This window comes from Shewanella inventionis, assembly GCF_019931735.1.
Lineage (GTDB): Bacteria > Pseudomonadota > Gammaproteobacteria > Enterobacterales > Shewanellaceae > Shewanella > Shewanella inventionis.
The window spans coordinates 1,489,519-1,501,740 of sequence record NZ_CP082926.1 but is presented as its reverse complement, the minus strand read 5'-3'; the positions used below and the strand labels follow the sequence as shown (position 1 = coordinate 1,501,740).

7 protein-coding genes and 1 CRISPR repeat array (1 of these 8 only partly in view) are annotated in these 12,222 nt (G+C 42.3%); all 7 genes read right to left on the bottom strand.

The window, feature by feature from the left end; all coding sequences use genetic code 11:
- Positions 1–4,126: a CRISPR direct-repeat array (repeat unit 28 nt; unit sequence TTTCTGAGCTGCCTGTGCGGCAGTGAAC); it reaches 3,223 nt to the left of the window's first position.
- A gap of 130 nt (positions 4,127–4,256) precedes the next feature.
- Positions 4,257–4,808 (bottom strand): type I-F CRISPR-associated endoribonuclease Cas6/Csy4, encoded by a 552-nt coding sequence (gene cas6f / locus K8B83_RS06830; RefSeq protein WP_223419397.1) that lies wholly within the window; start codon positions 4,806–4,808, stop codon positions 4,257–4,259.
- A gap of 8 nt (positions 4,809–4,816) precedes the next feature.
- The gene (gene cas5fv / locus K8B83_RS06825; protein ID WP_223419396.1) at positions 4,817–5,845 is read right to left on the bottom strand and encodes a type I-Fv CRISPR-associated protein Cas5fv; all 1,029 of its coding nucleotides are present in this window, start codon (positions 5,843–5,845) and stop codon (positions 4,817–4,819) included.
- Positions 5,846–5,853: 8 nt separating this feature from the next.
- Complete coding sequence (gene cas7fv / locus K8B83_RS06820) at positions 5,854–6,828, bottom strand: type I-Fv CRISPR-associated protein Cas7fv (RefSeq protein WP_223419394.1); 975 nt, start codon at positions 6,826–6,828, stop codon at positions 5,854–5,856.
- A 3-nt stretch (positions 6,829–6,831) separates the two neighbouring features.
- A complete protein-coding gene (locus tag K8B83_RS06815) occupies positions 6,832–9,768 on the bottom strand; it encodes a CRISPR-associated endonuclease Cas3'' (protein ID WP_223419392.1) in 2,937 nt (978 codons plus the stop codon).
- Complete coding sequence (cas1f, locus tag K8B83_RS06810) at positions 9,765–10,754, bottom strand: type I-F CRISPR-associated endonuclease Cas1f (RefSeq protein WP_223419391.1); 990 nt, start codon at positions 10,752–10,754, stop codon at positions 9,765–9,767. Before cas1f ends, K8B83_RS06815 begins: the two co-directional genes overlap by 4 nt.
- A gap of 139 nt (positions 10,755–10,893) precedes the next feature.
- Positions 10,894–11,715, bottom strand: a complete 822-nt coding sequence (locus tag K8B83_RS06805; RefSeq protein WP_223419389.1) for a WYL domain-containing transcriptional regulator — start codon at positions 11,713–11,715, stop codon at positions 10,894–10,896.
- 115 nt (positions 11,716–11,830) lie between these two features.
- The gene (locus K8B83_RS06800) at positions 11,831–12,037 is read right to left on the bottom strand and encodes a dodecin (RefSeq protein WP_223419387.1); all 207 of its coding nucleotides are present in this window, start codon (positions 12,035–12,037) and stop codon (positions 11,831–11,833) included.
- Positions 12,038–12,222 lie beyond the last annotated feature (185 nt).

Here is a 12,222-nt window from a genome sequence, read left to right as displayed (position 1 = left end):
AAGGATCAAGCTTGTAGATTTCTGAGCTGCCTGTGCGGCAGTGAACTCATCAAACCACTCTTTAAAGCCAAGAAGATCTTTCTGAGCTGCCTGTGCGGCAGTGAACTAGAGTTGTGTAAGCGAGTGCATGAACAGTCGTTTCTGAGCTGCCTGTGCGGCAGTGAACGAATGCCGCCACTTTTAACCCTTTAATTGCCATTTCTGAGCTGCCTGTGCGGCAGTGAACGTAAGCAATATCACTAGGCGCTTGCTCTCTGCTTTCTGAGCTGCCTGTGCGGCAGTGAACGTGTATCGCCAGTGTAAAACGATTTGATTACTTTTCTGAGCTGCCTGTGCGGCAGTGAACGCTCTAAGTTTGTAAGGCTTACTCTTCTAGAATTTCTGAGCTGCCTGTGCGGCAGTGAACTCGATCAAGTTCTGAGCGCTCATATCTTTGATTTTCTGAGCTGCCTGTGCGGCAGTGAACATGCAACTACAGCAAACATAAACAATTTAATCTTTCTGAGCTGCCTGTGCGGCAGTGAACTGGCTATACGAAGGGAGGGTTGGTATCGTAGATTTCTGAGCTGCCTGTGCGGCAGTGAACTTACTAAATGCATTTGAAGCACAGATCAATGCTTTCTGAGCTGCCTGTGCGGCAGTGAACTTCTGGATGGTAAAACTCGCCAATCTATTTCATTTCTGAGCTGCCTGTGCGGCAGTGAACGCATATGAAACTGTGATGTTAGAAAAAGTGAATTTCTGAGCTGCCTGTGCGGCAGTGAACCGTTACCGAGATTAACAGATACTAATTGTGTATTTCTGAGCTGCCTGTGCGGCAGTGAACATTTCAGACCCGTCATCAAGTATGGCTTTGTTTTTCTGAGCTGCCTGTGCGGCAGTGAACTATACCGATGATGAGGTTTCGCTTATATTTGATTTCTGAGCTGCCTGTGCGGCAGTGAACATGAGCATATATTCAGAAAGCGCACACCTAAATTTCTGAGCTGCCTGTGCGGCAGTGAACTTTATACATACGAATTTGATTCTAATTCAGATTTTCTGAGCTGCCTGTGCGGCAGTGAACTTTATTTGCCTTCGCCAAAGCACGACCCATTATTTCTGAGCTGCCTGTGCGGCAGTGAACGCAAAACGATTCAAGGAGGTATTATCGACTAATTTCTGAGCTGCCTGTGCGGCAGTGAACCAAGACTCCCCATTACCCCAGCCAATGGCAAATTTCTGAGCTGCCTGTGCGGCAGTGAACAATCCATTGGGATGCCAAAAGTGCTCTGGACTTTTCTGAGCTGCCTGTGCGGCAGTGAACATACGTATAGGATTTACGTATGAATCATTGAATTTCTGAGCTGCCTGTGCGGCAGTGAACCTACCAACGACTGAGCTCTCAGCATGATTTCATTTCTGAGCTGCCTGTGCGGCAGTGAACATTTAAGTCTTGAGGCTGTCGGTAAGTTGGCATTTCTGAGCTGCCTGTGCGGCAGTGAACAGTTGGTACTTGAGTCATACTATTTCCTTTATTTTCTGAGCTGCCTGTGCGGCAGTGAACTCATCGTCAGACACCCACACTAACCGGTTATCTTTCTGAGCTGCCTGTGCGGCAGTGAACTCGACGTTAAGTCAGTCGTGAACAACCAATCATTTCTGAGCTGCCTGTGCGGCAGTGAACCTAACGACCCGCGTTGTACTGCTGCGTTATGTTTTCTGAGCTGCCTGTGCGGCAGTGAACATCACGCCAACATTAGCGAGTCAGTTTGAAACTTTCTGAGCTGCCTGTGCGGCAGTGAACGGTATTTTATGCGCCCATGTGTGGGCATGGTATTTCTGAGCTGCCTGTGCGGCAGTGAACCGAGCGCGTACGACGACATCAAAGACCGTAAATTTCTGAGCTGCCTGTGCGGCAGTGAACCAGGGGCTTGACACTGTTTGGTATCGCTCTGATTTCTGAGCTGCCTGTGCGGCAGTGAACTCAGCCAGTTCAGGACGTCCGTGTCTTTTATTTTTCTGAGCTGCCTGTGCGGCAGTGAACACATTCACCTTGCATATAATTAAACAACTCGATTTCTGAGCTGCCTGTGCGGCAGTGAACATGGCCGTAATCTTTATGGAAAGGGTTCTAACTTTCTGAGCTGCCTGTGCGGCAGTGAACACTTCTGTTGATTACTATTCATGTAATCAACATTTCTGAGCTGCCTGTGCGGCAGTGAACTGCTCAGCAGCTTTGTCATAGATACGCCAATATTTCTGAGCTGCCTGTGCGGCAGTGAACTCGGTTCGAGTGGTTCTACATTGCTGCGACCATTTCTGAGCTGCCTGTGCGGCAGTGAACATAACGGAGTGGATTAACCTCCAATAGTTTGATTTCTGAGCTGCCTGTGCGGCAGTGAACTGTAGTCATTGATCATACTCCAAGTACTTATATTTCTGAGCTGCCTGTGCGGCAGTGAACTAAGCCTCTCCTGTAGCTCCCTTTCTATACAATTTCTGAGCTGCCTGTGCGGCAGTGAACTTTACAATTGCGTTAATACGTGAATACGAAAATTTCTGAGCTGCCTGTGCGGCAGTGAACCTGAGCGTCTCGAATTATTTAATTATATACAATTTCTGAGCTGCCTGTGCGGCAGTGAACGATCTTGCCATCCGGCCGTCAACTGCCTGTTTTTTCTGAGCTGCCTGTGCGGCAGTGAACTTTCGCTTCGGTTGCCCACACATCAAATAAATTTTCTGAGCTGCCTGTGCGGCAGTGAACGGTTAATAGTTGATATTGAATTGCAAGATAATTTTCTGAGCTGCCTGTGCGGCAGTGAACACATAGAGTATAATGACAAAGATAGTGAGTACTTTCTGAGCTGCCTGTGCGGCAGTGAACTGATTCTGCACGATAATCACTATAACCAAACATTTCTGAGCTGCCTGTGCGGCAGTGAACAAGATAAAGACTTGCTGAAAGCACGTTTAAGTTTTCTGAGCTGCCTGTGCGGCAGTGAACTTTATTAACAGTTAAGATTGAGGTCAATATAATTTCTGAGCTGCCTGTGCGGCAGTGAACTGATTGATTAGTATTGATATTCTAAATGGATATTTCTGAGCTGCCTGTGCGGCAGTGAACCGACAGGCTTAAGACGGCCGAAGGCAAGATTATTTCTGAGCTGCCTGTGCGGCAGTGAACATGGCCGTAATCTTTACGGTAAAGGCTCTAACTTTCTGAGCTGCCTGTGCGGCAGTGAACACTTATAAACTCAATTGTGATCACTCAATACATTTCTGAGCTGCCTGTGCGGCAGTGAACACCAAAGGATATAACAGAAGCCTCTTTGGTACTTTCTGAGCTGCCTGTGCGGCAGTGAACTAAAAACTCACAAGGTGATGAATATATATTGTTTTCTGAGCTGCCTGTGCGGCAGTGAACGGGTTTAATTAACTGGTTTTACACTTTAGACATTTCTGAGCTGCCTGTGCGGCAGTGAACGCAAACAGTGCGACCGAGGCGTATCTCGGGTTTTTCTGAGCTGCCTGTGCGGCAGTGAACGACAGAGCTAGCAAACCATTTATTCGATGTGTTTTCTGAGCTGCCTGTGCGGCAGTGAACTGAAATACTTATCGCAATGTGACGACGTGAACTTTCTGAGCTGCCTGTGCGGCAGTGAACCTACTACTGGAAGTAATAACACTGCAATAGGTTTTCTGAGCTGCCTGTGCGGCAGTGAACGGCACGCCGTCGACAGTGACGTTAACCGTTAATTTCTGAGCTGCCTGTGCGGCAGTGAACCGGTTTGTGACATGATGAGTCGGCGTGAAATGTTTCTGAGCTGCCTGTGCGGCAGTGAACTGAGGCTGCACGAGCAGAGCCAATTGAGAGTATTTCTGAGCTGCCTGTGCGGCAGTGAACATAAAACGGGTCTTTTAGTTCTTGACGAATTATTTCTGAGCTGCCTGTGCGGCAGTGAACGGTACACGATAAACACGAGCATTAATAGAAAATTTCTGAGCTGCCTGTGCGGCAGTGAACTTCTGCTCTGATATGTCATCTAGGGTATACTCTTTCTGAGCTGCCTGTGCGGCAGTGAACTTTCAATCACTTAGTAACCAACTATTATCAATTTTCTGAGCTGCCTGTGCGGCAGTGAACAATAGAATATCAACATAAAAATAAGTTACAACAAGTTGTTAGGTTAAAAATTACATTTTAACCTTATAAAAAACACCTTGTTGTAACTCATTGTTTTACTGTTTAATTTTTAAAGAGCGAAAATAAAGGGTCAAAACCAAGGAATTGTTGCGGTTTTACTTAGACCATAAGAGTCGAAAACGCCCTCTACAGACTTAACTTTTATATCGCTAAATTCAAAAAATTTTCGATGTACTTGTCCGGTTGAACTACTAAATAGATCTAAGTATGGATTATCAAGTCCTTGGCTTAGCATTTTTATTTTGTAGCGCTTCTCACCTTCTTTATCGATACTCCCGCGTGCTATTAAGCGCCTTAATTTCGCCTTACTTAAGTTACTTTTTTTGTCAGAAATAATTCGAAACTGAGCATGTTCTGGTACAGTTAATATGTCGCTAATATGACAATAGCCACTTAACGCACCCAACCAATCAAGCCCTTGTAAATCATTGAGTATGCTTGTATTCGCGTGAATCCGAAATACCTTACCCAGTTTGATATTAACTTGTGGGAAACTGATACCGATTTGATTGGTGTTGAGTTTTACCAACGCTTTATGAAACTTAGTAAATATTTTGCTACTGAGTTCAGCTTCACTCATTTCAGCATCAGGCTTTAAACGCAGTTCAAAATAAGCATCCATACTTCCTCCTAAACACGAATATTTGAAACATATGCAAGGCCTTTTTTACCCAAGTAAAAACTCGACACACCTGCATTTTCTATAAGCTGTTTGATTTCTAGCCCTTTCTCACGATCAACATCAATAATGATCTCTAATTGGCCACTGGCTTTAGTCATTTGCAGTGGATCATCACCATTAAATCGTGATTTTCTAAAATAGGGATTTCCCCATATATTTTTAGGTTTTCCAGTTGTATATCTATTCATAAAATCCCGCCTTCCATTATAACCTCGCTTGGAAAAGCCACTAATACACCCTTTTGAACTTATTGCAGAACTCATGTCAAACCTTGAGCCCAACCTAGCAAGCTGCAAGTAAAGTGCGGCTGAATAGAGCCGGATTAACTTAACCTTCCCATTATTTTCAACATACGGGGTAGAAACTTTATCAGTAATCAACTCAGGAAATTTTAAAGTTAGATATTCCGTTGAACTCTTTATTTCATCTATATTTTCAACAGCTTTGACTTTATCAATTTCATCAATCAAATCAGCGACAAACAAAGGTTCTAAGACAGTCTCTTCTTTCACAACAAAGTCTGATCTCAAAATAAACTTACAAAGATCAAATTCATTAAGTTTTAATACCCCCCAAAACTCTCTTGAGTAATCTGAACTAAATATAGGGTCTGACGCTTTTACCATTCCAGTAAAAGATTGCTGATCCTTACTGCCTTTCATATTACGAATATAGGTTATTTCGCTTGTAAGTTGTGGTTCGTCAATAAAACTGATTTTTTTCTCCAAGTTCTCAAAATAATAGCCACCATACATTTGACTGCGGGCTTGATAAAGTTTTCGTTGATCTCCAATCAACCTATTTAGGATACCCATAATAGTGTCTAGTGTGTTGTCACACACCTTAAAGTTACCTTCCGTTTTAAGGCTGGTCATAGAGCCTAAAAACTCTCTACCATTTTTGGGTAAAGCTTCATTATTTGAGCCGCCTAAAAATGAGTTCCGCCAACAAGAATCATAATCAATGGTAATTTTCATATACCCGCCTATTTTGCATAAAAATATTGGGCATATTGGGATTGTGGATTAGTTACGATTTCGGATTCGTCACGTTTAATACGCATCATTTTATGGCTATCGTTATAATCTACCGTGATTTCATCAACATACATATAACCTTTCGCTTGACGAATACTCAAATCGGCTATACGGGACAGGGTATGCTCAATAATTGCTTTTATTGCGTCGTCATTGAGTAAAATTCCACATTCGCCTTCTTCGAAAATAGTGCCTTTGCGGACATAATTACCGTGAAATGTAGCGATTGGATTTAATGATGGGTTTAATGATTTAATAAACTCCTGCACTGTTTCAGCAACTTGTTCGCCTTGACCTTCTTTGATTATCATACTGGCGCGGTCAAACTTGTTATCTAATGAGATAAATTGCAATTGCTCAATGCTGATAGAGCCATATGATACATATTTAGTATCGCCAAAAGTCGTTTTTGAAAAGTGAGAATTACTCTTTTTCTCATTACCCTTTTCGTCTAATTCTTTAGATTTGGAACCAGAACGCCCCATTTGCTCAAAGTTGCCATTTCCAAGCTGGTCAACAAAATCTTCAATTAATAATGGGCTAGTTCTTTTACACTGACTAGAAGGGACTACATAACCACGTATTAAACCTGTTATGGACGCCAGTACCTTTTCAAGATTCTTTTCTTTGGCACTATGAAGATCATAAGCTTGATCTTTAAACAAATGATGGCGGATGCAATTCTGACTGATATATAAAGGCGTTTTTTTGAAGTCTATTTCTTCTGGGTCTTTTTTTAACTTATATCCTTTCTCACTTACCTCACCTGTTAAATTCGTGTAGCCCCGTAACTTTGGCAAACTATGATTATCAATAATTTTACCATCACTCTGTAACGTTGTCGGCCCATTCCAATTTACAACACCATGACCGATTGCTTTAATTTTAAAATCAACACTTTTAATCCCTGTTACTTTTTCCATGATTTATTCCTCATCTTCTGTGGTTTGGTTAATTTGTTTAATTGACATTGCGCCTATTGGTTGTTTATCACAAATAGCGTAATAAATAGCATGTGGATGACGGGCACTCTCGCCGCCCACTTGTAGTAAATCGTTGGTGGTGTAGCTTAAATAAATCGGTAATTCAGGATCTCGTGCTTCGTTTAGTAAAATTTTATCCGTGAATGACTTGGCCACTCCGCCCATAATGTTGTGGTGCTTTTTAAACATGTGAGACAATAAATCTTTGTCACTTTGTCCGTAACCACAGATGGCATTGGTGGAGTAAGTAAGATTGTCGATATTACTATCATCATCTAATGGCATTGAGTAAGCATACTGTTCAAGGTATTGATACTCAGACCCGCTTAAATCAACAACGGCCATTTGCACAAAGCGGTTATCACCACGCAAGGAGCTTTTACTAATTTTACTGCGCTTTTTATCTAAGGTTTTTTTCGGTGGGACAGTAATAGGATCAATCACTTTATGGTTTATCTGTTGCACGCTATTTTTGAGTGCTGCGACTAAATCGTTCTCAATAAATTTTCGGCTAGCTTCAGTATGATGAAAGGTGAAATACAGCTGATATATCTCAGGTAAGGTAAAGGTTTTATCCGCTAGTTCATTATTTAAAAATTGATACCATGCGCGTACTGAGCTCAGTACATACATTTTGCCAAGGAACCCCGCGGCAGGGCTTTTGCCTTTTCCATTTGCAATGGACTCAGGTACCGCTAAAGCGTATATATTCACATCATCATTTTCGCCAAAACGATCTAACCGACCTAAACGTTGTAAGCAGTCTTCTGCATTGGTGATTTCGGCCACCATGTAATCACAACTGATATTGAGTGATGCTTGGACAATAGGACCACTACGCAATACTTCAAATTTACGAGTGCCGCCGCGTTTGTATGATTCAAATACTTCTTCAAACCATTTCTGCTTGTCGCTTTTAATAAATTTGGAATGCAGTAGTACTGCATTTTCATTATGTTGATTGGTAATGTAAGCATTTTGAGCGGTTAGTGCCATATTGCTAATGACGAATGTACAGTCACTTTGTGGAGTAAATAATGGGTTGCGGTTATCAAGCTTGGTATCATCAAATATTTTAAAATCAAGTTGGTACTGGCTTTGGTTAAACGATGGCATTTCTATGATGTCATCGGGATGAATACCCAATAACTCTTCAACAAACACATAATGAGGAGTGGCTGAAACTAATAAGGTGTTTGCTTGTTGTGCCTTGGCTTTTTTAGCCGCAATCAGCTCGGCAAAAAGCAAGTTAAACGCGGGCATGTTTACGTATTCATGAAACTCATCAAATACCACATGATTGTTTAAAAAATCGATGAGCGTATTAGCATTGGTGTGGCTGATAACAGAGCCTAAAATTTGATCTATGGTGGTTATCACAACATCACCAGAGAAGTTTTCACCTTCAGGGATCGGATTATCCCAATGATTATGAAATTTAAACTCACCAGTGTTAATTTCAATAGTGCTATTGGGCAAGTATTGCTCTGAGGTCAACTCATAAAATAAGCCTTGGCATACTTGCACCCGTGGACATACCCAAATAATTCGTTTTGCGTCTTGCAGTTTTGCCCACTCCAGAGCAATTTTGGTCTTACCACTACCAGCAGCCCCCGCTAACACTGCCACATCTTCTGCGTTAGTTAACTGCCTTGCAATATAACTTTGCTTTTTACTACGGTCGCTGTTGGGGAAAAATGTACTTAGACATGTATCAATATCACTACTGAGCGAGGATTCAACATTAAGTAGCTCGGTAACAAGAGAGTTTAATGTATGTTCAAAAATAGCAGAGTGTAAATCTTCAGCACTTAACGCAGATACTTTTCGGTCCGCAGTTATCAAGCAAGCTCGAGCAATGTTATTTAACGCGTTTATTTTTACATTGCTATTATTGGCTGCGACTGACTCCTCAACATCGTATTCTTTGTAGCTAGGTAACGGTGGCGCATCGGGTAGGCTAGCCTCTAGTCCTTGAGCAACATCCATTAGAATGGAGTTTTCAAGCAAGCTATTACTTGAGTCTCGGTACTTTTTATCTATACCAATAACATGCTTTAGTAACGTTTGAGCTTGCGCTATGATATCAACCAAATTACATTCTTTCTGATTCGCCGCCCATTTTTTGCTGATGTCTTTATACGAATCAAAACCACTTTTTTCTTTTCGAAAAGGTTTAGCGTGATGCCAGTAAACGGCATGTTTAACAGAGCGTTTATTACTCGGGTTTAATAATGTCAGTGATGGACTATCAAGCAAGTGATAAAGTAATAACGATACCTCATTGTGCCTAGGATGTTTATCAAAGCTAAATTTTGTATCGTCAATATGCTGGCCATCTTCTGCAACAAATGCTTTCTTTTTTGGGTTAGTGACCCATTCTTGGAACTTGGGATCAATTTTGCCTAGATCATGCAAACAACCCGCTATAAAGTTCATGTTTGAAAACTGTGGACTATCTGGAAACAATTGACGATGTAATTGCTCAGCCACATAACCTACGGCAAATAAGTGTTCACTAAGTGGCTGTAAATGGGTGTTGGCATACAGCACACCTTGTTTGGGTTTATCTGTTACTACATCCATAAAAACCTCTTTTTCGGTCGTATTCACTGGCACTATGCCCTGTTCATTAAATTTCAATCTATTCCCTACGACCCACAATAACTGGCTGCGTGAGCGGCTTCTGATCCAGTGGCAACTCACAGCCGTGCTGCGGCTGGCGGTTTTACGGAGCATTTTTTTAACGGTAATGAGGCCATCTTCGGTGATGATGGTTTGCCAGGTGTTGTCGCCTATGCGATTAGCAAAGGCATCAAGCACTCTGCGTGTCTTGGCTAGGGCGTTTTTTTCGCATTGAGAAACAAAGGTCACCATCATAGATTTTGTGCCTCGATGTCTTCTAACGCATGGCCTTGCAGCGCGGCCTGTTTAACGGTATTGAACATAAAATCAAGGGCTTTGTGGTCGGTAAAGGCTTGCAATATTTGCTGGCGAAACTCTTGTTCGGTGGCATTCTCTTTAGCGCAAATAAAGGCCCATGGCAGTACTAGCGCATCTTTTATTAAGTCGGCAACATCAAATACCAAGGCACCGCGACGGGTTTTACCGTGCATAACGGCAAAACCATGAGGTATGCCTAATACCCATAAGCAACTGGCAGCGAGTCCATAAGCTAAGTAATTGCCGTGATTTAAAAAATCATTGGCTTTACTGGTGCTATTTTTATCTGGCTGATGTTGGCGGCTAAATTCAACGGCATTGGTATTGTTGGCGGCAAATTTATACAGGGCTTTAGTAAGTTGTGCTTCGGTGAGTAATAAGTCGGCTTGTTTTTTCGCGGCATCTGTTCGGGTATGAAACACGGCCAATGCGCCTTGGATTTGCTCACTTGACACCTCAAAACCTTCGGTTTTTAGCTCGCGATCTTTTTGCCACACCGTTTCTAGGTAGCTAATACGGGCCAGTTGAAAAGCTTTGGCAGTAGCGAGGCGTTTTTCATCGTCAAACCAAAATTGCATCCAGCCATGTAGATATTCAGTAGGGCGATATTCACTTTGCGGCGTTAACCATTCAATTTCACAGGCCATGTACAGCGGTGTGCCACCGCCACCAGCAAAACCAACGAGCACCCCAGCCTGTGCCAGCATGCGCATCGCAGCTTGAGTAATAGATGTACCATTGCCTAACAGTAAAACTGTGGTATTGGCGATTGGGATATTAAAGTATTGATTCTCATTTTTTGCCTCTGTGAGATAAAGCACGCGGCCATCTTTTTGCATGACTCGGCAATACTCCAAGTAGTACATATTGGCGCGTTTTGAGTGCAAAATTGTTTTTAAATCTGATGGGCTTAAGTCGTCCATATTCACCTCGTTGTGCTCTGTCCTTGCACTGTATACCGTTTAATATTTGCTCATCTATACTGTTGTTTTACACAGGTAAAGTGAGTTTACTGTCGGGTCAATTTTGTTAGTGGTTTTAAGGGGTTTATTTATTTCCCGATTAAAATAACCACTGTTTTATGTCATTTTGGTTTACAAGTTCCCATTGTTGCGCCTCGGGTGTGCCGTGGAGCATTTTGATATTAATTTGCATTTCGTGGAGTACGTAGCTGGCTAATGCTGCGCGTGTGTGAATAACTAACTGGCCGTTACTTAGCGGGTAGTCATTCATTAACACGGCTTTTTGTGCAGCGGTTAAACGATGATCTGGCTCGAGTATGATGTTGATGAATGTTTGCCAGGCGTTGTCGTTGCAACTTGGGTGCGTTGAGGTATCTAGTAATTCAGCTTCGCCTTTAAAGCGGCTTAATACTAAGTCTCGATAAGCTTGTGACTTTTCGCAATACCCTCTGATGTGCCACCTAAGCCCTGTATTAACAAAGGTGTGCGGGTGAAAAATTCGACCGTCGTTTTCTGGGTTAGATAACGATACATATTGAACATCGATGCGTTTTTGTTGCTCTATGGCGGCAACAAGGCATCGTATTATTTGCACAGATACGATGCGATCAGGTATCGATACATGGGTGACACGTGGTGATTGATAGGTTTGGTCGAGAATAGTGTGGGTTTCATACCAGTGTAAAAATTGGCTGAGCTCACCAGAAATATAGTGCGGGGTAAACGTTTGTGCAGGGCAATACCCCTGGTCTGTTTTTAACAGATTATGCGGGTGTTGAAGTGTGTATTGTTTAAAGTCGTTGTATGCCTGCTGGCGGCTGATGCCAAATTGCTGCATAAGCTGTTTGTTGCTTATACTGCCTGACCACCATGCCAACATTTCTATAAATAGAAAGCGTTTATAAGACAGATCCTTTGCCATTCACGTCACTGTGTTTGTTGTGTCCTTAAAGATGTTATAAATCGCTTTCTAGTTTGGGTCAATACTATTATCTGTAAATGCAAGTAGATACATTTCACCCTCAAGATTTACAAGGCTAACTCTCTAAAGTAAACCCCACTTTTATGGTGACCTGCCAATGGGCAACTAACCCTTCTTCTAGATGACCGCGGGTTTCTACGACTTCAAACCAGCGTAAATGCTTTAGGGTTTTATTGGCTGACGCTATGGCATTTTTAACGGCGTCATCTGAGCTAATGGGTGATGACCCTACAAGTTCGATAATTTTGTATGTGTGGCTCATGCTCGGCTCCTGTTATTTATCTGTTAGCACCTGTCCTCAGTATAGTATTAATACCATTGCGCGTTAGTAAATGATCTCTCAGCGACTTATTTTTTGCCTATTAAACGTAACCTCATGTTTAACCTAGTAAAGCCTTTGCCTGACGATAATTCAATAACTGTCAATCTTTAAGATTCACCCACCCC

Bases quoted from the DNA above. Each gene is read 5' to 3' on its own strand.
- cas6f (WP_223419397.1), bottom strand. From the start codon at position 4,808: ATGGATGCTTATTTTGAACTGCGTTTAAAGCCTGATGCTGAAATGAGT.
- cas5fv (WP_223419396.1), bottom strand. From the start codon at position 5,845: ATGAAAATTACCATTGATTATGATTCTTGTTGGCGGAACTCATTTTTA.
- cas7fv (WP_223419394.1), bottom strand. From the start codon at position 6,828: ATGGAAAAAGTAACAGGGATTAAAAGTGTTGATTTTAAAATTAAAGCA.
- K8B83_RS06815 (WP_223419392.1), bottom strand. From the start codon at position 9,768: ATGATGGTGACCTTTGTTTCTCAATGCGAAAAAAACGCCCTAGCCAAG.
- cas1f (WP_223419391.1), bottom strand. From the start codon at position 10,754: ATGGACGACTTAAGCCCATCAGATTTAAAAACAATTTTGCACTCAAAA.
- K8B83_RS06805 (WP_223419389.1), bottom strand. From the start codon at position 11,715: ATGGCAAAGGATCTGTCTTATAAACGCTTTCTATTTATAGAAATGTTG.
- K8B83_RS06800 (WP_223419387.1), bottom strand. From the start codon at position 12,037: ATGAGCCACACATACAAAATTATCGAACTTGTAGGGTCATCACCCATT.